The following is a 24,986-nucleotide window of genomic DNA, read 5'->3' as shown; positions in this document are numbered from 1 at the left end:
TTATGTAAATAAATTTTCTTGAAAAGAAGTTAAATTTATATCTCTTGGTATATTCTTTTTCTGTTGGATTATAATGGTCAATTTTTGTTGAAAATCAGAATCATCAGGATTCAAATATACAGCCTTTTGTGAAGAAATTAATTCCGGAAAAGACAAATGACCAATTTCATTTATCAAAACAGTAAAAACATTTAAAAATGAAGCTTCCAAAGCTGAACCGGATGAATGAGTAATATGAATGGCCGATTTAATTAGCAGTTGTGGCAACGCATCATTTGTTGCTTGTTCAATATTTACTAAATGTAAAACATTATGGTTTTTTAAGTAGTTTTTAATGTTTTGAAGATCATGCATTTGTCTTGGATGCAATCGAATAAACCATTGATAAGGTTGGTTTTTTATAAAATTTAAAATTGGTTCGGGAAATAATTGTTCAATTGTAATTGGATTAGGTTGAAGACTGTAGAAAATATAATCTTTATATTCATAATCAGAATTTGCCGTTTTCCAATAATCAACCCAAGGATTTCCGATATTGATCACCGAATAATTGGTGTTGTTTTTAATCCATTTATTCAACACCTTTTCACTGTATTCATCCCAACTCCAAAAAACGTTTGGTATCATGGAATAACCTTCTGATGGAATTTTGGTCCAACTTCCATAACTTAAATGAATGTCTGTTTGTGGACCATGCTGCATTTCGATTGTCTTTATTCCCAATTGATTTGCTGCTACAATTAATGCAAAATTATCTTCTATATAGTAACATAAAATCATAATTTGAGTAGGTTTTATTTTTTCAAGCGTTTTTGTAAAAAAATTTACCTTAGGGAAAAAAGTTTCAGATGCCCATTTTTCGAAATATAATTTAGTGTGAGTTCGTAAGAAATTCTGATTAAAACTTTCTTGATTAAGGAAATTCAAAAAATCATCAAATTGATTTCCTGAAAATTGTGTTTTAATTGGAGAGCTTTTTTTTAATAATAGATATCCTTTCAAAGCTTTATTGAAAGTATAAATTAAGTTAGAATTAAATTGATTTTTAGTATCGGGACCATATTCAAAATATAGTGAATCTTTTTCAATTCGATATTTATCAATTAATATGTCGAAATAACGATTAAATCGCTTTGATTTAAAATTTACCCGATGAGCGTCTGCTCCAACAAACAAATATTTTTTTGAAGGCAACTTTCTAAGCCAAAAAAAATAGTGAACAACGGAATCCAGTTTTTTTAGCTTTGCTTTAAGTTTTTGAGGAATTGATAGTTTTTTTACTTTTTTAATTTGAACTTTATTTCCGGCTTCAACAACATTAATTAAATAGAAAAACAACTTTATTCTGAGAATTGGCCAAATTGCAAGATGATTGACTTTCCATGAATCAACAGGAAATTGTTGTTCAATGCTCAGTATGTAGTTTTTTATATCCTCTCTGTTTTTCATTCAAAGTCTTGCAAAATATTCTTTAGTCTTTCTTGTCCGATAATTGTTTCTACAAATTCTCTAAAAGCTCCATCTCCCCCATTTTTTTGAGTACTAAATTTTACGATTTCTTTTATGTAGGTTGGTGCATTGTTTGGAGCAGCACTTATTCCTACTGCTTTTAGTAATGCAATATCACCTAAATCATCACCAATGTAGGCAACTTCATCCAAGGAAATATTTAATTTTTCACAAAGCGATATGGCAACCGGAAGTTTGGTTGTTATCCCTTGAAAAAGGTAATCTATTTTAAGTTTTTCTGCTCTTCGCTTAACAATTTCTGTTGTTTCTCCAGTTATAATTCCAACAGGAATATTCAATTTTTTACAAAACAAAACGCCGGCACTATCAGAAGTATTGAATTTTTTCCATTCATTTCCTGTTTGGTCGTAGAACATTCCGCCATCCGTCCAAACGCCATCAATGTCTGTTAGTATTAGTTTTGGTAATTTCATTGATAAATCATAAAAGATTGAATTCCGCTGTATTTACTTCGTTGAATCGAAATATTTTCAGTTCCAAAAACTTCTCTTAATGCAACTGTTTCACCGGGAAATTGTGGGTCATTTAATTCATCAAAACCAATAATTGCTCCTTTTGTTAAGTACGGCTTAATAATTTCTAAGCATTTTTTAGTAGGTTCATACACATCAAAATCAAAATAAGCAAAAGCAATAATTGTTTCCGGATGTTCATCTAAGTATTTCTGTAGAACAACCGGTGCATTTCCTTTAACAAGCGTATTTTTTTTAATATGTGCTAAAGGGCATTCACTTTCATGATATTCTAAAACAGCAGCTAGGTATTCTTCATAATTTTCAGTTACAGAAAAAGCACCTTTTTTTATAATACTGTGATCACCATCTTTTTTATCCACCTCTGCAAAGCCTTGAAAAGTATCAAAACCTATAATTTTTCTACTGTAATTATAGGGTTCATGTATTCCTCTCAAATTATTTAAAGTAACGAGATTTTGTCCCCATCTCACTCCAAATTCCATAATCACACCGTGCGTGTTTACTATTTTGGTGTACAAATCATTTAAAAACAATTGCTTTGTTAAATCTTGACGCTTAACAAACAAGCCTGTATTAGATAATTTTTCATTATCCGGAATAGGTGCATTTTTATATAACTCAAGAAAATTGTTTCGCTTATCTAATTCATTAGTAGAGGCAATTGTTTTGATTTCTATTCCCATTTTAATCTAAATAATGTTTGTAAATAACTTCGTTTTCCGAAACTGAACTAATCAATTTTCTTCCTAAAATTTCATTTTTTTCCGACCATTTAAATCCATCACCCGGAGAAAGCATATGTATGTCGTTTTCTGTGATAATTTCACCAACTTGCATATTTCGCTTAGTTGCGATAGAACGTTCTAATTTTATTTTTGCTGTTTCGGTATCTTTCACAATAAAAATATCTTCTACTCCCATAGATTGATCTAAAATTCTAATATCACGCACCATTCTATGAACGCCATCAGGACCTAACGAACCAGCTTGATCCGTGCCTTTCATTCTTCTGTCGAGTGTAATGTGCTTTTCGATGACTTTGGCACCCATAGCAACTGCTGCCACCGGTGTTGAAATTCCGATTGTATGGTCTGAATAACCTATCACAAAATCCTTATAGTTTTTTAAAAGATAAGTTATAGTATTAAGATTTACGTTTTTTGGCTCTGTTGGATATTGAGAAACACAATGTAGAATTGATATGTTTGAATGATACCTTGTGATTGTTTCAATGGCGTCATCTAACTCTTTTTTTCCGGCCATTCCGGTTGAAACAATTATAGGAATTTTTGTTTCTGCCAAAGCTGCTAGCAAAGGTAAATTTGTTAAATCTCGACTGGCAACTTTTAATTTATCAGGACTAAAATAATTCAACAAAGACAAACAACCAATTGCACAAAGGGTTTCTACAAAATCTAACCCTTTTGATTTTGCATATTTATATACCTCAAAATGCTCCTCGTCTGTGAGCTCAAGTTTTTGGCGATGTTCACCATAGGTCTTTCCAAAAGAATGAGGAGAATCATATATTTTATCCATTTGAGATTGTGACAATTCTTGTTTCAAATCTCTTTTGGTAAGTTTCACGGCGTCCATACCTTTTAGAATATTGCCAAACACATCGTCTTTAATTTCTCTTGAAATTAGTTCGATGATTAATTTTGCCAAATCAACAGAGCCATTATGATTTTGTCCTATTTCACCAATAATATAGGTCATTTGGAATACTTTTTTATATTAATTTTCATTTTCTCCAGATAGTCATTGTTACTATCTAAAAACTGAATTGTCTCTTCAATTGAAAAAGAGTTTTGTTTATAAATTGAATATACTTTTTGTAAATTTATAAAATCTTCTTTATCATCTATAGTAAATCGTAAATCTTCTCTATTTATTAAATAATTTGGTAAGGTTTTAAATAGGCATTTAAAGTTAGAATTGGTGTAGATAAAATTTGTAACGTGTTCCAAATATAAATTATCATTTGTTGTAGCTTCCACTTTTTTTAAAGCCTCAATTGTTGTTATTTCTGCAAAAAGTCCAAAGTGTGTTTTAATAACCGGCGTTCCTTCTCTATTTTTAAAGCTCCAATAATCTGCATTTAGATTATTCTGATAAAAATCGATTAATTCTTTTAAAAAAATCACATCAAGAAAAGGATTATCTGCACAAATTCTAATAATAGTTTCTGACTCATAATTTTGAGCCGCTTTTATGAACCTATTTAACACATTTGTTTCACTTCCGCGAAAGCACTGAATTTGGTTTTGGCTACAAAACGCTTCAATCAAATCGTCTTCTTCTACATTTGATGTGCATAGCACAATTGGAATTTGGGGGAAATTTAATTTTAATTTTGAAACAATTATTGATAAAATAGAATCTTGTTCATCAAAATTTAATAAAACTTTTCCAGGAAGTCTGGATGATTTCATTCTGGCTTGGATGAAAAAAGTCAAATTATTATTTTTCATTTACGATTGAAATAGTTGCTTCTTGAATAAATCCCTTAGGTCTGTTTAGCACCCCTGAACTCCAATAATCACCACGAATAACAGTCAAGGTAAAAGCATCTTGTAAATAATCAATTGTTTGATGCGGCGTGTTAAATGATAATTTTTCACTAATCATATACTGTAGAGAATATCTTCCCTCTCTGAACTGTAATCGAGGAATTTCTACTTCAAGAGTACCTTCATTTTTTATTTCAAGAAACTTAGTTCCCAATTCATCAGTAGCAATTGTTGTAACCAATTCATCATTTTCATTTTTAAATTGAAGAACAATTGTTAATTGTTTTGGATCTATTTCCTTTTCCTTTTCAAACTCAAAAATGATTTTATAATACTCTCCACTGTGCATTTCACCAACAATTACTCCGTCTTTGTTTTTTACATAAATTTCTTTAACTGTTAGTTTTCTATTTCCTTTTCTGTCTATTCTATCACTTAATTTTATTTCGCTTTTTTTATATGAATTTTCTAAATAATAATTAATGGATTCATCGCTTGATCCGCTAAAAGTTATCCCGCCATTTTCTAAAACAATTCCTTTTGTACATAGACTTTTAACAGCTGCCATATTATGACTAACAAACAATACGGTTCTTCCGTCTGTTTTGGAAATATCTTGCATTTTACCGATAGCTTTCTTTTGAAACTCGGCATCACCAACAGCCAAAACTTCATCAACAACTAATATTTCTGGTTCAAGGTGAGCTGCTACTGCAAAAGCCAACCGAACTGTCATTCCGCTACTATATCTTTTTACAGGAGTATCTATATATCTTTCACAACCTGAAAACTCAATAATTTCATCTAATTTGGATGCTATTTCCTTTTTGGTCATTCCTAAAATGGCACCATTTAGAAATATATTTTCTCTTCCTGTCATTTCCGGATGAAAACCTGTTCCTACTTCTAACAAACTTGCAATTCTGCCTTTTGTTTTAACACTTCCAACTGTTGGAGAAGTTACTCGTGACAGAATTTTTAATAAGGTTGATTTTCCTGCACCATTCTTTCCAATAATTCCTAAAACGTCACCTTTTTGAACTTCAAAATTAATGTCTTTTAATGCCCAAACATATTGATTGTTTCCTTTGGAACTTCTATCGTTAACCTCGCCCACTTTTAAATAGGGATCTTCTTTACCTCTAACTGTGTGCCACCATCGATTTAGGTCGTGACTTAGCGTTCCGGTTCCTATTTTTCCAAGCCGGTATTGTTTTGAAAGATTTTCGACTTTTAATATTATATCACTCATTTAAATTCATTCTCAAAATTAAATTACATCAATAAAACTCTTTTCTGTTCTATTAAATACCAAAACGCCTAAAAAAAGAACAACCAATCCGAATACTAAAGAATAGAGCAAATAAATCAAATCAATTGAACCAGATCCTAAAAAAGCATATTTAAAAAAATCTAAAATACCCGTCAATGGATTTAAATAAACTAATATATGATATTTTGGATTAATTTTTTCTAAAACTAACGTCGTTGGATAAACGATTGGCGTTATATACATAAAGAGTGAGATACCGAATGTAACTACAAAATTTAAATCTCTGTATTTAACAGTTAATGAAGATATGAGCATACCAGTTCCTATTGCTAAAATAGCAATCATAAATAGTAAAACTGGAGTAATTAACACTAATAAAGATGGATTTATATCATAACCTTGATATATGTAATAAATCAAAACAATGATAAAGAAAACAAATTGAATACTAAATTTTACCAAATTTGAAACAATAACTTTTAGAGGCATTATTATTCTGGGAAAATATACTTTTCCAAAAATATTTTGATTAGTGGTAAAAGTTTCTGAAACAGCTTTTAAACAATCTGAAAAATAAAACCACAAAATATTACCTGCAAGTACAAATAAAAAATAGGGCACTCCATCGGAAGGTATATCTGCAATTTTACTAAAAATTATGAATTGTATGACTGAGGTTAGCAAAGGTTGGATGATAAACCATAATGGCCCCAAAACAGTTTGTTTATAAAAAGTTACAATGTCTCTTTTTACAAACAACATCAAAAGATCTCTGTAGTGCCACAACTCTTTAAAATTGATTTCAAAAGCTGCTTTTTTTGGAGAAATTTCGAATAACCATTCTTCGCTTTTTGTTTTACTCATCTTCAAAAAAAATTTTTTCAAATGTATTGTTTTTAATTCAAAATTTTAGGTGAAATGGGGATAAATCTAATAAAAAAAAGCCTCCTGTACTGGAGGCTTCTAACTCTATTAATTAAAATTGATTTTTTCTAAATTATATTTATGTAATGATTTAGATTTTACAATTTGTTCATGCAAAAACTAGAAAACTAATTTTTTCACTACTGTATTATTATTTTCATCTTTAATTTGAAGAATTAAGACGTTGTTACTCTTAGTTAAAGAATTAATGTTTAATTCAGATGAATTAACTTGTTCTTGAGATAACAACTTTCTTCCTTGAACATCAAAGACAATTACTGATTGCATTTGAACATTACCTGTGTTTATATTGATTGTATTATCTCTTACAAAAACAGCAACTGCATTTACATCCAAAGGCTGATCTATGCTCAATACTTCATTTGTGAAACGCAATACAAATCGATTTTTAAAATCACCTGACTCTGCAGAGAATATATAATCTGAAGCACTTAAATTGTGAATAGTTGATGTAAAGGTATCTTCTAAATAAACTAGTTGACCTGCTTCAAACAAACCATCCATTTTGCTTAATGAAATGGTATATTCTCCAGCAACTACAACTTTAAAACCAAGTGGAATTGTGTCTTCTACCTTAAACGGCAATGCTTTAGCCTGAATTGAATATTCTTCATTGTTGATTAACGAAGTTAGTGCTACATCAGAATCATTGATATAACTACCATCTAAACGATCTTTATCATCAGTTGCACCTTCTGCATATCCCACTAACATTCTACTAAAAACACCACTTTCATTTGTTAAGCTTAACCACATACGGTGCTTTTCGCTTTCATTCAAATTTGATGATCTAAAAAATTGATTTTCAAAATTATCTGGAACTCTCATACTTGCATTAAAAACCAATTCAGAAGATAATGCTTTTACTAAAAATCCTTGTCCTATTTGGATAAAACTATTTGGTGCATCACTTGTATCAGATCCAACTCCGCCAAACTCGGTATATGAAGCATAAAAAGAGCCTAAATCTCCTGCACCTGTAGGATTATTTAATCTTCTCCAAAAATAAATAGTTCCATCAACATTACTTAAATTTTCTTCTAAAAATACATCTGCACTGATTACTGTTGGGTAAGGATTTCCTACCATATTATAACCTTGGTCTGCCGTGCTTAATGCAACCGATATCTCTCCATTTGTTGGTACTCCTACAAAACTACCTGTCCATGATTGAGGTAAATTTGTTCCATTATTAGAAACAAAATTATTTGGTGCTCTAATTAAGTAACCTTTACCGGCAGTAAACGTTGTTGAAAACGGGTCTTTTACAGAAAAGTTGTTGTTTGTTGTATTGTAATCATAAAAACGATTATCCGCCGTTTGAGAAGAGAAATCTTTTAAAGTTTGTGAACCCGTAAGAGGAGAAGACCACATAGTGTAATCTAATCTAAAAATATTTGAACTATTTCTTTTGACTGTAATTTCACCTTCATTTGCAGGAGCAAAATCATCTGCAAAATACAAACTTGCATTATTTTCTACTACAAAAGAATCAGGCGTACTGTTATTGACAACATTTTCATAAACAAAAAGATAAAAATTTGGCTTTATTGTATATGTATATCCTTCATTTAGGGTTAAACTTTTTACTTCGAACATATATTCATTATTTTCATCTGAAACAAAATCATCATCTAAAAACACATCATGATCTGCTGTTGGGAAAATATCATTTAACCACGCACCCTCAGACCAAACTGCAATAAATGAGGGTTCGTCTAGAGTTGTAACCATAATCACATTAGAATTATCACTGGTAACTTGTCCGCTTCCACTATTTCCTTCGGCTCTCACTCTGTAATAATATTCTGTAGAAGGATCTAAACCAGAAACCAACTTGGTTGTTAAGCCCGATGATACAAATAAATTAGAATAAGCAGGTAACAAAATTGAAAAATCACTTTCTGTACTCACATCCAATCTATATCCTGTAGCACCAGGCACAGCAATCCAACGAGCTGTAAAAAAAGTATCAGAAAGTCCAGATTGCACACCTGCTATTGGAGCCGCTAAAGCAGTTGTTGAAAAAACTGTTGCAGCTGTCCAACTACTAAACACATCTGGAGCAGCACTACATTGGTAACGCATATACACAGAATACATCGTATCGGATAACAAACCGGTGATTTGTGAGGTTAAAACATCATCTAACGAAGAACCACTATCTACTAAACCAAGTACACCACTACCTGGAGCTCCAGATGTTCTAACTTCAAAACTATAACCAATTCCTGGTGCAGAACTTGATGCGGTCCAAGTAAGTGTAGCTGAAACAGCATCAATATTATTGACTATTATGCCAGAAGGTTCATTACATTGAGCCGAACTTGTTATTGTAACAAGAAAGGTCAATATCAAAAAAGCTATTTTAGAAATAAATTTAAATTTCATCGTAATATTATTTAAGTAAACTATTAGTAGGTATATTTTTTTTTAATAAATTATTTTTTTTGCGATTTGTTGTCCGTTTGTCAAGCTAACCTTTACAATCCAAAGTTGTTGTGTTTGATTAAAATCTGTTACAGAAAATTCAATTTCATCGGCAACATTTTTACTCATTACTACTCTTCCACTCAAATCGTAAATTTCAATTTTTTGAATTGACTCTTCAGAACCTTTAAAATGAATACCATTTGAATTAGTAGCTATAATAACATTTCCTTTTAACGGTGAAAAATCACCAATGCTTAAATTTTCAGTAACCACTATAGTATAATCTTCTGCTTCACCATTTTCGATAGAATCGCATGGTGATGGATAATCTGAGGAACTTGATTGTTTAGTCCTAACTCTCATGATAGCAGAGCCTAACGCTGCATCTGCAGGAACTTCGAAGGTAGCTACTATTCCAGAATTCACATTAGTTCCTCCTGTTACAGAACCCAATTCAAATGATTCACTAGCTTCAAATTCACTATTCTGATTCCAGTCGATCCATGCCATCGTATAGTTTGTTCCGCCCATAGTATTTACATTTACTGAAAGAGAAACCATAGTTTCACGTTCTACTTCAATTTGCAATCCTGTAAAATTTGTATAAGCAGGTGTGCTTGAAGACGAATTGGTTGTTCCTTCTAAGGAAACACTCGTTATACCAATTGCATTTTCATTTACGACTAATGAAGTACAATAACATCCTTCTCCGCCAACAAGTAGAGGAAAATCAAATACGGTTGAAGAAGCTATATCACAAGTTGTTGCTCTTCTGTAATAGGTTGCTATTGATTGAGAAGTTTCCAAGAAGGCATCTGTAGCACCAGGAATATCAGACCATGGTCCGTTATCATTTGGTGAAGATTGCCATTGGTATGACAAACCAGATTCGATTGATCCATTTTGAACTGAAAGTGTAAACGTTTCACCATTACAATAAGGCCCAGCAGTTACTATTGTTTGCCCTCCTGATGGAGTTGTTTCACAAGGATTAGTAATTGTAAATTGCATATTAGGTCTTCTTAGAGCAAATAATGCAGGTAAAAGATTCTCATTTGAAAGACTGCAACCATTGGCAGTTTCATCATTGGTAAAGTTTGCAGCTGTAACAACATCTCCAAAAGGAAAATTCTTGCATTCTACTGAAAAGCTTGTTCCAAAATTTTCATTATTTCTACAAATCTCAACAATAATATTTCTAAAACCATCCCATGCAAATGGAGTATCTAACACAAAAGTGTGCCAACCTAATTGAGTTATATTTTCAACTGATGATTCATAATAAACAGGTAAATTGTTAACTAGGTTTGGTCCCATTTCAAATGAAGTAGTCATCCCCATTTTAATTTTAATATTTTCGGGTTTCAAACTTGATGGCAAACCAAGTTCAGTAACATTAATTGCTAATGAAACTACATTTCCGGAAATATTAAATCCGGCGTTATATAATTCTTCTGCATAATACATATACTGTGATCTGTTGTTACGGTTTATCGTAGCAATTGGAGAAACTCCTAACGTATTATATGACTCTGTACCATCACCTAGTGTAAAAGTCTCTTGAGCCTTTATGCTGTTAAATGAGGAAAAGAAAAGAATTAGCATGAAAGTAATAGTAATATGCTTTTTCATGTGTATCAATTTATCAATATTGGTTGATTGATTTAAGAATTTGTATTTTTTTGTCATAGCTAAAAATTGAATCGTTTACTTTTATATTTAAAATATTATTTTGTGAATTGACTTTATTCCTTCATCCGTTACAACCTGAATCAACAATAATTGATTATTCTTGGCTATCTCTGTAATCGTTATTTCGGATGTGTTTACTTTATTTTGATCAAATAACAAACGACCTGCACTATCATAAACTGCGACAGCATCTATTTGAATATCATTTGATTTTATCATTATAGCTGTTTCTTTTGCATAACACAAGAGATTGTTTTTTGTATTTAAATTCGGGTTCAAACTAAGTGTTTCGTTGGTAAATCGAAGTTCAAAACGATCATCAAAAGTTCCTGCACTACTTGAAAACAGATACATTTCTTCTTTTATATTGTGAAAGGTATTGGTGTACTTATCAAGTAAATAAACTTCTTGGTTTTCAAACAAAGTATCAAATTGATACAAGTTTAAAATGAACTCACCAGAAAGTGTTGTTGACAAACCTAAAGGAACTACATCATTTTGATTGAAAGGTGACGATTTACCTTGAATAGCTAGTTTTTGATCTTCTACTAAACTGTAAAACAAAAGTTCCCCAGTGAGCTTTATTTTTGAATCGTAACCCCAGTCAACTCCATTCGTTGCTCCCTCGACATAACCTACCATTGCTTTTTTAAACTTTCCGTCTTGATGAACAACTTCCATCCAAAGTCGATTTTTTTCGTTTGCCGGTGCTTGTGTATTTGTTGAATTTCTAAAAAATTGAGAATTGTCATAACCGGAAACATCTTTTCGCATTAGGTTATTAAACGAAGCAGTACCTGAGGCGATACCCTCTACCATAAAGCTTTGTCCAGCTCCTATAAATCGCTCCGGAGTTGAATTGTTAACACCTGTATTTAAGGCATTACTTGTGCCTACTGAGCCTGTAAAATTATAAATAGCATAATCGTCTGAACTATAATTTAATGCTTGAGTAGTAAAACCGGGATAAGATGGAATTGCACTTGGTGCAGTATTATGTGTCCATAAACGAATTGTACCATCTAAAACACTACTATTAGCCGTTAAAAACTTTTCAATATCAATGGCAGCCGGATAAGGATTTCCTATCAAATTCCAATTGGTACTAGGAGCCATTAAATTACCTTGTACTTCAACAGAAACATTTCCATTGTTAGGAACCCCTTCAAAAACACCAGTAAAAACGTTGCCACCAGTAGTAGGGTAACCATTTGGAGCACGAATTATATATCCTTTTCCAGGAATCATGGGACTATTTACAACAGCTGCACCACCTGCCCAACCTTGTGTTAAATGATTCCAGTGAAAAATACGGTTTGTTGGAGTGTTAGAAGAAAATTGACTAGGAGTCATTCCGCTTACAGGCGAAGACCAATATGTGTAATCTAACAAACGAACTAACTGAGTGTCTCTTTTATATTTAATTTTTCCTTGGTTAATAGCAGCATCATTTTCTTGAATTAAACTAGCATTATTTTCAAAAATAACGGTAGCATCATCGTGAACAAATAGTTTTTCTTTTAGTGAAATAATATCTCCCGATTTAACTGTAAATGTTCCAGAAAGAACTTGTAAACTACACGCTTCAAGTACTGAGCTTCCATCTACGGCGGTATCAAAATCGCCAGAAATTTTAACAGGATCATTTACTGTTGGCTCTGTTCCAAAACTCCAAAACGTTCCATCCCAAGTATTTATACCTTTTACTTTTATAGGTGCAGAATAACGCAATCCAGCAGGCAAATCATCACTACATCCAACTGTTCTTTGATACCACATATCAACTTCTGCACGTTCAACCACTAATGTGGCTTGCGTTTCACCTGGTATATCTACAAAACCGAAATCTGTTGGAGAAGATGCCCATTGATAGTTTAGCCCGGATGACTTTTCATCATTAACTACCCGTAATGTTACATCTCCGCCTAAACAATAATTCTCAGCCAAAATAACTGCATCACCACCTTCAGGAGCACCTGCACATTGAAAGGTAAATCTGATATTTGGTCTTGATTTTCTTAGAGAAAAACTCAAAGCTGAATTTACAGTATTATATAATGTCGCCCCAGGGAATTCCATTTCACAACCCGCTGTATGAAGACTTCCACCATTTGCATGCGAGTATAAACTACGTGTTAATGTGTACGGCTGCACCGAAGATGGACTACTCGCAGGAGTTCGAATTATTCCTTCAAAAAAATATCTAGCACTATTAATTTGATCATCTGACTTACAAATTTCTACAACTACACTATTAACACCATCCCAAACAAAATGATTATCAAGTTCTAATTCAACCCAACCTTCTTCATTAATTACCAAGTTAAATGGATTTTTAACAATTGTCAAATATTCCTCAACACTTGACCCGTCCCAAGTACATTCTCCTTGAGGAGGCATAGTGATTCCCCAAACAGGTTTGGGACCAGAATTACTAATTCCGTCATAAGTAGCAATAGTGTGACCCATTTTGATAGTAATGTTTTTCATTTCAAAATTGGGTAATGTTGACAGATTACTAAAGCCATCAACTTTAAACGCTAATGAAGTTATTGTTCTATAACCAGCATCTCCAGCCGAAAATAAATCGTCAGCTTCATAAAGATATTGTACACGTGTATCTCTTCTGCCTGAAATAAATGGGGATGATTGCCAATTCGTTGGTCCACCCAAAACTACTGTAGCACCTCCTAAACCACCACTTATAACATACTGTCCATTTTGCCCAAAGACTTCTCCAAGTGAAGAAAACAAGAAAACACAGACTAGAATTGCTTTGTAAGAAAAGCAAAACTTTTGAATCGAATTAAATTTATTTACCATTTTCATATTTTAGGGCTTGTATTAAAATTTTTATATTTCTGTATTTAAAATTATAACAATGTTGTGCAGCTAAGTTTAACTTAGCAGTAATACTAAAAACAATATAACTTTTGTGGTATTTGTTTGGTTAGTTTACATCATTTATTGTCCAAATGAGAAATGTAGGTTTATTTAACATTTTTTAATAAATTATTGTTACTAAATTCTTAATAAAAACAAGAAAAACACATTTTAGAGTCATTCTAAACAAATGTTAATTAATTGTAAATTAATATTATACAATTGTTCTTGTCCTGATTTATTGGAAATCTTAATTTATTTGTCAAAATTACACCACTACTACTCACTATTAAATATTTAACGATGATATGTTAAAATAATCGTTGAAATGCACTCTTGTAGTATTAAATCGATATAATTTGCCTTTTAAAGATTTGGGGAAGGAAAATTAATTTTCGTAGCGAAATTAAGATAAAATACTATGCTAAAAAATACCTATAAATGGGTATTTTTTTTACAAAAAAACAAAATTTTTGACAGAACGTAATTTTATACATTGAAAAACAAATACGGGTGATATACGTAGGTTTAACTTTTTTGGATTTATTTAAACAAAAAAACCTCCGATTTCTCGGAGGTTTTTGTTCTTAATAAGCTTATTATGCTTGACCTGTAGGACCAAAGCTCAAGGGAACTTGTGGTTGGTCGGAGTCTTTTATTTCTCCATGAGCCACTTCAAATCGATGAATATTTTCTCCTATTGCTTTTAACAAGCGTTTTGCATGTTGAGGCGTTAGGATAATTCTCGATTTCACTTTTGCTTTGGGAACTCCCGGCATTAGTGTTACAAAATCCAATACAAATTCTGATGCTGAATGATTTATAATTGCCAAGTTGGAATAAATTCCCTCCGCTATTTTTTCATCCAATTCAATATTGATTTGTCCTGGTTGTTGATTGTTATCGCTCATGTTATTAATAATTATATTCTTCTTTTGCAGCCATTAATTCGTTATAATCTTCTTTTGATCCAACGATGTTGTTGTCATATTCTCTCATACCGGTTCCGGCAGGGATTCTGTGTCCTACAATAACGTTTTCTTTCAAGCCTTCTAACGTATCAACTTTTCCTGCAACAGCAGCTTCGTTTAACACTTTCGTTGTTTCTTGGAACGATGCCGCAGAAATAAACGATTTTGTTTGAAGAGAAGCTCTTGTAATACCTTGAAGAACCGGCGTTGCAGTAGCTGTAATTACATCACGAGCCACTACAAGGTTTTTATCTTCACGTTTTAACAATGAGTTTTCATCACGCAATTCTCTCGGTGTTATCATCTGACCTGCTTTTAAGTTCTGAGAATCACCAGCATCTTCTACCACTTTCATACCGAATAATTTATCATTTTCGATAATGAAATCTTTTGTATGAGCTAATTGTTCTTCTAAGAATAATGTATCTCCCGGATCTTCTACTCTTACTTTACGCATCATTTGACGGATAACTACCTCAAAGTGCTTATCATTGATTTTTACACCTTGTAAACGGTAAACCTCTTGAATTTCATTAACCAAATACTGTTGAACAGCTGAAGGCCCTTGGATTCTTAAGATATCTTCCGGCGTAATTGCACCATCTGATAAAGACATACCCGCTTTTACGAAGTCATTTTCTTGAACCAAAATTTGGTTAGATAATTTTACTAAGTATTTTTTAATCTCACCAAATTTAGATTCGATGATGATTTCACGGTTACCTCTTTTGATTTTTCCAAACGAAACAACACCATCAATTTCTGATACTACTGCTGGGTTTGATGGATTACGAGCTTCTAAAAGTTCGGTAATTCTAGGAAGACCTCCTGTGATATCGCCAGTTTTTGACGAACGTCTTGGGATTTTTACTAAAATTTTACCTGCTTTAATTTTCTCGCCATCGTCTACCATTAAGTGAGCTCCAACCGGTAAATTGTATGAACGAATTAATTCGCCGTCTTTACCATAAATTAATAAAGTTGGAATTAATTTTTTGTTTCTTCCTTCAGAAATTACTTTTTCTTGGAAACCGGTTTGCTCATCGATTTCAACTTGGAACGATTGTCCTTGTTCTAAATCTTCATAAGCAATTTTTCCGGTAAATTCAGAAATAATAACTCCGTTATATGGATCCCATTTACAGATTGTTGTTCCCTTATCTACAGTTTGACCATCTTTTACAAAAATGGTAGAACCATAAGGAATATTATGTGTATTTAAAACGATTCCTGTATTTTCGTCAACTAATTTTAATTCTGTTGAACGAGAAATTACAATGTCAATTGCATTTCCATCAGCATCTTCACCTTTTACAGTTTTTAAATCGTCTAATTCTAATCTACCTTTGAAACGCGTTACAATGCTTGATTCCTCAGACATACCACCAGCAACCCCTCCAACGTGGAACGTTCTAAGTGTTAACTGTGTACCTGGTTCACCAATCGATTGTGCAGCAATTACACCAACTGCTTCACCTTTTTGAGTCATTCGACCCGTTGCTAAGTTTCTTCCGTAACATTTTGCACAGATTCCTTTAGCTGCTTCACAAGTTAATGGTGATCTTACTTCTACTCTTTCTAAAGGAGAAGCTTCGATAGCTTTCATGATTGCTTCGGTAATTTCTTGACCGCCTTCAACCAATACTTCTAAATTCAATGGGTTGATTACATCTTGAAGTGCAACACGACCTAAAATTCTTTCGCCTAATGTTTCAACGATTTCTTCATTCTTTTTCAACGCAGACACTTCAATTCCTCTTAACGTACCACAATCTTCTGTATTTACGATAACATCTTGAGAAACGTCATGTAATCTTCTTGTTAAGTATCCGGCATCGGCCGTTTTCAAAGCCGTATCGGCAAGACCTTTACGAGCACCGTGCGTAGAAATAAAGTATTCTAAAATTGAAAGACCTTCTTTAAAGTTAGAAAGAATCGGGTTTTCGATAATTTCACCACCACCAGCAGTTGATTTTTTAGGCTTAGCCATCAAACCACGCATACCGGTTAACTGACGAATTTGTTCTTTAGAACCCCTTGCTCCAGAGTCAAGCATCATATATACCGAGTTGAAACCTTGTTGGTCTTCACGGATATTTTTCATTGCTAATTCTGTTAACAAAGCATTTTTAGAGGTCCAAACGTCAATAACTTGATTGTATCTTTCGTTGTTGGTAATTAATCCCATGTTATAGTTCATGGTAATTGCATCTACTTCTTCTCTTGCATCGGCAATCAATTCTTGTTTTTGGTGAGGAATAATAATATCACCTAAACTGAATGATAACCCTCCACGGAATGCAAATTTGTACCCCATATCTTTCATGTTATCCAAGAAAGCAGCGGTTGTTGGCACATTCGTTACCGATAAAATTCTACCAATAATATCTCTTAAAGATTTTTTGGTTAAAACTTCGTTAATATATCCTGCAGCTTCCGGTACTACTTCATTAAATAATACTCTACCGGCAGTTGTTTGAATTAATTTGAATACTAATTCACCATTTTCATTGAAATCTTTCGCTCTAATTCTTACGCGAGCATTTAGCTCTAATCTTCCTTCGTTTAAAGCAATATTTACTTCTTCGGCAGAATAGAAAGTTAAACCTTCACCTAAAATTTTGTGTTCCGGCGTAGACAAACGTTCTTTGGTCATATAATATAGACCCAAGACCATATCCTGAGAAGGAACGGTAATTGGAGCTCCGTTTGCAGGATTCAAGATATTATGAGAAGCCAACATTAATAGTTGAGATTCCAAAATAGCTTCCGGTCCAAGAGGCAAGTGAACTGCCATCTGGTCACCATCAAAATCCGCGTTAAAAGCCGTACACACTAATGGGTGTAACTGAATTGCTTTTCCTTCGATTAATTTTGGTTGGAATGCTTGAATACCTAAACGGTGTAACGTAGGAGCACGGTTTAGTAATACCGGATGACCTTTGATTACATTTTCAAGGATATCCCATACAACCGGTTCTTTTTTGTCGATAATTTTCTTAGCGGACTTAACTGTTTTAACGATTCCTCTTTCGATTAATTTTCGAATAACGAATGGTTTATACAATTCTGCAGCCATATCTTTGGGCAAACCACATTCGAACAATTTCAATTCCGGTCCAACGACAATTACAGAACGAGCAGAATAATCCACACGTTTTCCTAATAAGTTTTGACGGAAACGACCTTGTTTACCTTTCAATGAATCTGAAAGCGATTTTAATGGTCTGTTTGATTCTGTTTTAACAGCAGAAGCTTTACGTGTATTATCAAATAATGAGTCAACCGCTTCTTGCAACATACGTTTTTCGTTACGTAAGATTACTTCAGGAGCTTTGATCTCCATTAATCTTTTTAAACGATTATTACGAATAATTACACGACGATACAAATCATTTAAATCTGATGTTGCAAAACGACCACCATCTAGTGGCACCAACGGACGTAATTCTGGTGGAATAACCGGAATTACTTTTAAAATCATCCATTCCGGACGATTTTCTCTGTTTAGATTTGCTTCACGGAAAGATTCAACAACTTGAAGACGTTTTAACGCCTCAGTTTTTCTTTGTTTAGATGTTTCATTATTCGCTGCGTGACGTAAATCATAAGATAATTCGTCAAGATTTGTACGAGCTAATAAATCCATAATACATTCAGCACCCATTTTGGCGATGAATTTATTAGGATCATTATCATCTAAATATTGGTTTTCCATCGGAAGTGTATCTAAAATATTCAAATACTCTTCTTCAGTTAAAAAGTCTAATCTTGATAATGATTCTCCTTCTGCATTTTGGGCAATACCGGCTTGAATTACTACGTATCTTTCGTAGTAGATAATCATATCTAATTTCTTAGAAGGTAAACCTAAAATGTATCCAATTTTGTTTGGAAGCGAACGGAAATACCAAATGTGAGCGATTGGCACAACCAAATTGATGTGTCCTACTCTATCACGACGTACTTTTTTCTCAGTAACTTCCACACCACAACGGTCACATACGATTCCTTTGTAGCGAATTCTTTTATATTTTCCACAAGCACATTCATAATCTTTTACAGGGCCGAAAATTCTTTCGCAGAAAAGACCATCACGTTCTGGTTTGTGGGTTCTATAATTGATTGTTTCAGGTTTAAGAACTTCTCCTCTTGATTCAGCCAAAATAGATTCCGGTGAAGCCAATCCGATAGTAATTTTATTAAACCTCTTTACTGGATTTTTGTCTTTATTATTATTTCTATTATTCATCATAGTTTTTACTATTGATTTATTTGCAATTAAAAAATTGATTTTAATTTATGTCAAAACTAACTTCTGATCATAAACACTACCTCGAATTACTTCTCTAAACTTCAAGCCTTTCTTGAAGTGCTAATTATAAAAACATTTGTTTCTATAAAAAATCGGAACGGTTTACGGGTATAAATCCTGAAAACTAATTTAAAAAAGTGGTCAGTGGTCAGTTTTTAGTAAGCAGTATCAAACTGAACACTAACAACTGCCTACTGACAACTTGTACTATTCTTCTAATCGGATGTCTAAACCAAGACCTTTCAATTCGTGCATTAAAACGTTGAATGATTCTGGTAATCCCGGCTCCGGCATTGGCTCGCCCTTAACGATTGCTTCGTAAGTTTTTGCTCTACCGATTACGTCATCTGATTTTACCGTCAATATTTCTCTTAAAGTGCTGGAAGCTCCGTATGCTTCAAGAGCCCAAACCTCCATCTCTCCAAAACGCTGACCTCCAAATTGAGCTTTACCACCCAATGGTTGTTGCGTAATAAGCGAGTATGGTCCGATAGAACGTGCGTGCATCTTATCATCGATCATGTGACCTAATTTCAACATATAGATTACTCCAACTGTTGCTGCTTGGTGGAAACGTTCTCCGGTTCCTCCATCATATAAATAGGTATGACCAAATCTTGGAATTCCTGCTTCGTCTGTTAATTCATTAATTTGATCGATTGTAGCACCATCAAAAATTGGCGTTGCATACTTTCTTCCCAAATTCTTTCCAGCCCATCCTAAAACAGTTTCATAAATCTGACCGATGTTCATACGAGATGGTACACCAAGAGGATTTAATACGATGTCAACTGGCGTTCCGTCTTCTAAGAATGGCATGTCTTCGTCTCTCACGATACGAGCAACAATACCTTTATTTCCGTGACGACCTGCCATTTTATCACCCACTTTTAATTTACGTTTCTTAGCGATGTAAACTTTAGCTAATTTTAAAATTCCGGCTGGTAATTCATCTCCAACAGTAATTGTAAACTTCTCTCTTCTTAACGCACCTTGTAAATCGTTTAATTTGATTTTATAATTGTGAATCAAATCGTTAACTAACACATTGGTTTCGTCATCGGCTACCCATTGACCTTTTGTTAAATGAGCAAAATCTTCAACAGCATTCAACATTTTTTGAGTATATTTTTTACCTTTTGGCAAAACTTCTTCTCCTAAATCGTTCATTACACCTTGCGATGTTTTTCCGTTTACGATGTTGAATAATTTATCAACTAATTTATCTTTTAATTCGTTGAATTTTACTTCGAACTCCATTTCTAATGAAGCCAAATCATCTTTATCTTTTGTACGCTTACGCTTATCTTTAACGGCTCTTGCAAATAATTTTTTGTCAAGAACAACACCGTGTAATGATGGAGAAGCTTTTAACGAAGCATCTTTTACATCACCGGCTTTGTCACCAAAGATGGCACGTAATAATTTTTCTTCAGGTGTTGGATCTGATTCTCCTTTTGGAGTAATCTTTCCGATCAGAATGTCGCCAGGTTTAACTTCGGCACCAATTCTAATCATACCGTTTTCATCCAAATCTTTTGTCGCTTCTTCTGAAACGTTTGGAATATCATTGGTTAATTCTTCGTTACCTAATTTGGTGTCACGAACTTCCAATGAATAATCATCGATATGGATAGAAGTAAAAATATCATCACGAACAACTTTTTCAGAGATTACAATTGCATCCTCGAAATTGTATCCTTTCCATGGCATAAATGCAACTTTAAGGTTTCTACCGATAGCTAATTCTCCGTTTTGTGTTGCATATCCTTCACAAAGCACTTGACCTTTAGTAACTCTATCTCCTTTTCTTACGATTGGTTTTAGGTTAATACATGTACTTTGATTTGTTTTTTGAAACTTAATTAATTGATATGTTTTGTCATCTGAGTCAAAACTTACCATTCGTTCTGCATCTGTACGATCATACTTAATGGTAATTTTCTCAGAATCAACATACTCTACTACTCCATTTCCTTCTGCATTGATTAATACTCTTGAATCTGAAGCAACTTGTCTTTCTAAACCGGTTCCAACAATTGGAGCTTCAGGACGTAATAATGGTACGGCCTGACGCATCATGTTTGATCCCATCAACGCACGGTTCGCATCATCGTGTTCCAAGAAAGGAATTAACGAAGCGGAAATCGATGCAATTTGGTTTGGAGCAACGTCTGTGTAATGAACAACATTTGGTTCAACTACCGGGAAATCGCCTTCTTCACGAGCAATAACTTTATCGGCAGTAATTTTTCCATTAGCATCCATTTCAATGTTTGCCTGAGCAATCATTTTGCCTTCTTCTTCTTCTGCACTTAAGTAAATTGGTTCAGATTTTAAATCAACCACACCATTCGTCACTTTACGATAAGGTGTTTCGATGAATCCCATTCCGTTTACTTTAGCATAAACACCAAGTGAAGAAATCAAACCAATGTTTGGTCCCTCAGGCGTTTCAATCGGACAAAGACGGCCATAATGTGTATAGTGAACGTCACGCACCTCGAATCCGGCTCTCTCTCTCGAAAGACCACCTGGTCCTAGGGCAGACAATCTTCTTTTGTGTGTAATCTCAGCCAATGGATTTGTTTGATCCATAAATTGAGATAACTGGTTGGTTCCGAAGAAAGAGTTGATAACCGATGATAATGTTTTAGCATTAATCAAATCGATTGGTGTAAACACCTCGTTATCTCTAACGTTCATTCTTTCGCGGATAGTTCTAGCCATACGGGCAAGACCTACACCAAATTGTGCAGAAAGTTGTTCGCCAACTGTTCTAACACGACGGTTTGATAAGTGATCAATATCATCAATCTCTGCTTTAGAGTTGATTAATTCAATCAAATATTTTACGATAGTAATAATATCCTCTTTGGTCAACACTTGTTTTTCCATTGGGATATCCAAACCTAATTTTTTGTTCATTCTGTAACGACCAACTTCACCTAAGTTATAACGTTGATCAGAAAAGAATAATTTATCTATGATACCACGAGCGGTTTCTTCATCAGGCGGTTCTGCATTACGCAACTGACGGTAGATGTGCTCAACGGCTTCTTTTTCTGAGTTGGTTGGATCTTTTTGTAACGTGTTGTGGATAATAGCATAATCAGCTTGATTATTATCCTCCTTATGTAACAAAATAGATTTCACATTAGAATCGATGATTTCTTCCACATTATCTTTATCGATAATGGTATCACGATCTAAGATGATTTCGTTTCTTTCGATAGAAACTACTTCTCCTGTATCTTCATCAACGAAATCTTCGTGCCAAGTGTTTAACACACGAGCAGCTAATTTACGTCCGATGTATTTTTTTAATCCTGTTTTTGATACTTTAATTTCCTCAGCAAGGTCAAAGATTTCAAGAATATCTTTATCTCTTTCAAAACCGATTGCACGGAATAAAGTGGTTACAGGTAATTTTTTCTTTCTATCGATATACGCATACATTACGTTGTTGATATCGGTAGCAAACTCTATCCAAGATCCTTTAAAAGGAATTACCCGGGCAGAATATAATTTGGTTCCATTGGCATGGAATGACTGTCCAAAGAAAACACCAGGTGAACGGTGTAACTGCGATACAACAACTCTTTCAGCACCATTGATTACAAAAGTACCGCTAGGCGTCATATAAGGAATAGTACCTAAATATACATCTTGTACTATTGTTTCAAAGTCTTCATGTTCAGGATCTGTACAATAAAGTTTTAGCCTAGCTTTTAACGGCACACTGTAGGTTAAACCTCTTTCGATACATTCTGAAATAGAATAACGAGGAGGATCTACAAAATAATCTAAAAATTCAAGTACGAAATTGTTTCTTGTATCGGTGATTGGAAAATTTTCCATGAAGGTGTTGTATAGACCTTCGTTGCCTCTTTCGTCGGATTTCGTTTCCAATTGGAAGAAATCCTTAAAAGATTTTACCTGAATATCCAAAAAATCAGGATATTGTGGTATATTTTTAGTTGAGGCAAAATTCAATCTTTCAGTCTGATTTGTTATCATCAATGGACAAAATTTTGATTAAAAAAAAGTAATTTTTTGTGTAATTACACTGTTTAACTTATACTTTCTTTTTTAAAACCGATACATCTCTAAAAATAAATGGTATAATTCATTTACATTTTTTTCTTCGTATCGATCAAAAATTTTTTCGTATATTAAACTAATATGATAATAAAACTTGTTTTAATTTTATTATACGAAAAAGGGTTTAGGTCGTTGGAGGTTAATCCAAGACCTAAACCTAGTTCTTAAAACCTAAGTTAGCTTATTTAAGCTCTACTACAGCTCCAGCTTCTTCTAAAGATTTTTTAAGACCTTCAGCCTCATCTTTAGAAACACCTTCTTTTACATTTGAAGGAGCAGCATCAACTAAATCTTTTGCTTCTTTAAGACCTAAACCTGTTAATTCTTTAACAGCTTTAACTACAGCTAATTTAGAAGCACCAGCGTCTTTTAATACTACTGTAAACTCAGTTTGTTCTTCTACTACAGCAGCGTCTCCACCACCAGCAGCTGGACCAGCAACTACAGCAGCAGCTGCAGGCTCAATTCCATACTCATCTTTTAAAATTGTTGCTAATTCGTTAACCTCTTTAACTGTTAAGTTAACTAATTGTTCTGCGAATTGTTTCAAATCTGCCATTTTTTCTATCGATTTAAATAGTTTGTAAAATATAATTTATTAAGTGCGTTCTCGCGGGGTTCTTATCTTTCCGATAAGGTTTTAACAATTCCTGCAATTTTGCCACCACCTGATTTAAGAGCGGATACAACATTTTTAGCAGGAGATTGTAGAAGACCGATGATTTCTCCAATAACTTCTTCTTTTGATTTAAGAGCTACAAGTGCGTCTAATTGGTTGTCACCAATAAATACTGCTTGATGAATATATGCTCCTTTTAAAAGAGGTTTATCAGATTTTTTACGGAATTCTTTAATGATTTTTGCAGGAGCGTTTCCGTTCTCAGCAATCATTATTGAAGTATTTCCTTTTAATATTGAAGGTAAATCTCCATAATCGTTAGCAGAAGCTTCCATTGCTTTTTCCAACAAAGTGTTTTTTACAACATTTAATTGAATTCCGGCTTTGAAACAAGCTCTTCTAAGATTTGAAGTAGTTTCAGCATTAAGGTTAGAAATATCTGCAATGTAGACAACATTACTATCAGCCAACTGTGCAGTTAAATCTTCAATAACTCTTGATTTTTCTTCTCTAGTCATAATATAATTGTTTAACTACCAATTAAACTGCTTTAGGATCTAAAGCAATTGCAGGACTCATAGTACTTGACAAGTGAATAGACTTGATGTAAGTACCTTTAGCTGCAGTTGGTTTCATTTTGATTAATGTTTGAATAATTTCGTGAGCATTATCTACAATCATGTCTGCATTGAAAGAAATTCTTCCAATTCCGGCATGAACGATACCAGTTTTGTCTACTTTAAAGTCGATTTTACCAGCTTTCACTTCTTGAACAGCTTTTGCAACATCCATAGTTACCGTACCTGTTTTTGGGTTAGGCATTAAACCTCTAGGTCCTAATATACGACCTAATGGACCTAATTTACCCATAACAGCAGGCATTGTGATGATAACATCAACATCTGTCCAACCATCTTTAATTTTTTGTAGATAATCGTCTAAACCTACGTGGTCTGCACCAGCAGCTTTAGCTTCCGCTTCTTTATCTGGGGTAACAAGTGCTAAAACTCTAACATCTTTACCAGTTCCGTGTGGTAATGCTACCACACCTCTTACCATTTGATTCGCTTTTCTTGGATCAACTCCTAATTTTACTGCGATATCAACAGACTCATCAAATTTTGCAGAAGCAACATCTTTTAATAATGCAGAAGCATCTTTTAAAGAATATAATTTGCTTTTTTCAATTTTTGCTGCAGCCTCTTTTTGCTTTTTTGTCAATTTTGCCATGT

General features: G+C 33.4%; 16 protein-coding genes. All 16 read right to left on the bottom strand.

Translation table 11 applies throughout. The features are described 5' to 3' along the window. A complete protein-coding gene (locus tag AC23MC_RS04300) occupies nt 1-1,449 on the bottom strand; it encodes a hypothetical protein (RefSeq protein WP_487567183.1) in 1,449 nt (482 codons plus the stop codon). After that, nucleotides 1,446-1,943: a KdsC family phosphatase gene (locus tag AC23MC_RS04295; protein WP_487567182.1), complete on the bottom strand. Its 498-nt coding sequence runs from the start codon at nt 1,941-1,943 to the stop codon at nt 1,446-1,448. The genes AC23MC_RS04300 and AC23MC_RS04295 overlap by 4 nt, the downstream gene beginning before the upstream one ends. Further along, a complete protein-coding gene (locus tag AC23MC_RS04290) occupies nt 1,940-2,689 on the bottom strand; it encodes a crotonobetainyl-CoA--carnitine CoA-transferase (RefSeq protein WP_291096190.1) in 750 nt (249 codons plus the stop codon). Before AC23MC_RS04290 ends, AC23MC_RS04295 begins: the two co-directional genes overlap by 4 nt. A gap of 1 nt (nt 2,690) precedes the next feature. Next, nucleotides 2,691-3,725 (bottom strand): N-acetylneuraminate synthase family protein, encoded by a 1,035-nt coding sequence (locus tag AC23MC_RS04285; protein ID WP_487567181.1) that lies wholly within the window; start codon nt 3,723-3,725, stop codon nt 2,691-2,693. Continuing rightward, entirely contained in the window at nt 3,722-4,480 is a 759-nt protein-coding gene (locus AC23MC_RS04280) for a cytidylyltransferase domain-containing protein (RefSeq protein WP_487567180.1), read from the bottom strand. Before AC23MC_RS04280 ends, AC23MC_RS04285 begins: the two co-directional genes overlap by 4 nt. Beyond that, entirely contained in the window at nt 4,470-5,771 is a 1,302-nt protein-coding gene (locus AC23MC_RS04275) for an ABC transporter ATP-binding protein (protein ID WP_487567179.1), read from the bottom strand. Before AC23MC_RS04275 ends, AC23MC_RS04280 begins: the two co-directional genes overlap by 11 nt. 18 nt (nt 5,772-5,789) lie before the next feature. Continuing rightward, nucleotides 5,790-6,656, bottom strand: coding sequence for an ABC transporter permease (locus AC23MC_RS04270; protein ID WP_487567178.1), 867 nt, complete (start codon nt 6,654-6,656; stop codon nt 5,790-5,792). Between the two features lie 180 nt (nt 6,657-6,836). Beyond that, complete coding sequence (locus tag AC23MC_RS04265; RefSeq protein WP_487567177.1) at nt 6,837-9,128, bottom strand: T9SS sorting signal type C domain-containing protein; 2,292 nt, start codon at nt 9,126-9,128, stop codon at nt 6,837-6,839. 42 nt (nt 9,129-9,170) lie between these two features. Beyond that, nucleotides 9,171-10,859 (bottom strand): GEVED domain-containing protein, encoded by a 1,689-nt coding sequence (locus AC23MC_RS04260; RefSeq protein ID WP_487567176.1) that lies wholly within the window; start codon nt 10,857-10,859, stop codon nt 9,171-9,173. Nucleotides 10,860-10,889: 30 nt separating this feature from the next. Then, nucleotides 10,890-13,685, bottom strand: a complete 2,796-nt coding sequence (locus tag AC23MC_RS04255; protein ID WP_487570629.1) for a T9SS sorting signal type C domain-containing protein — start codon at nt 13,683-13,685, stop codon at nt 10,890-10,892. A gap of 659 nt (nt 13,686-14,344) precedes the next feature. Further along, entirely contained in the window at nt 14,345-14,656 is a 312-nt protein-coding gene (locus tag AC23MC_RS04250; RefSeq protein ID WP_487567174.1) for a DUF3467 domain-containing protein, read from the bottom strand. Nucleotides 14,657-14,660: 4 nt separating this feature from the next. Then, a complete protein-coding gene (gene rpoC / locus AC23MC_RS04245; RefSeq protein ID WP_487567263.1) occupies nt 14,661-18,968 on the bottom strand; it encodes a DNA-directed RNA polymerase subunit beta' in 4,308 nt (1,435 codons plus the stop codon). 270 nt (nt 18,969-19,238) lie between these two features. Next, complete coding sequence (gene rpoB / locus AC23MC_RS04240; protein ID WP_487567173.1) at nt 19,239-23,051, bottom strand: DNA-directed RNA polymerase subunit beta; 3,813 nt, start codon at nt 23,049-23,051, stop codon at nt 19,239-19,241. A 265-nt stretch (nt 23,052-23,316) separates the two neighbouring features. Further along, nucleotides 23,317-23,694, bottom strand: a complete 378-nt coding sequence (gene rplL, locus AC23MC_RS04235; protein ID WP_487567172.1) for a 50S ribosomal protein L7/L12 — start codon at nt 23,692-23,694, stop codon at nt 23,317-23,319. Nucleotides 23,695-23,756: 62 nt separating this feature from the next. Next, nucleotides 23,757-24,272, bottom strand: a complete 516-nt coding sequence (gene rplJ, locus AC23MC_RS04230) for a 50S ribosomal protein L10 (RefSeq protein WP_487567171.1) — start codon at nt 24,270-24,272, stop codon at nt 23,757-23,759. Nucleotides 24,273-24,294: 22 nt separating this feature from the next. Next, nucleotides 24,295-24,984 carry a 50S ribosomal protein L1 gene (gene rplA, locus AC23MC_RS04225; protein WP_487567170.1) on the bottom strand — a complete coding sequence of 230 codons (690 nt, stop codon included), beginning with the start codon at nt 24,982-24,984 and terminating at the stop codon, nt 24,295-24,297. Nucleotides 24,985-24,986: the final 2 nt, after the last annotated feature.

It is taken from the genome of Flavobacterium sp. T50_26, from assembly GCF_057652995.1.
The sequence above is the reverse complement of the archived record's forward strand: the minus strand, read 5'-3'. Positions and strand labels throughout refer to the sequence as shown.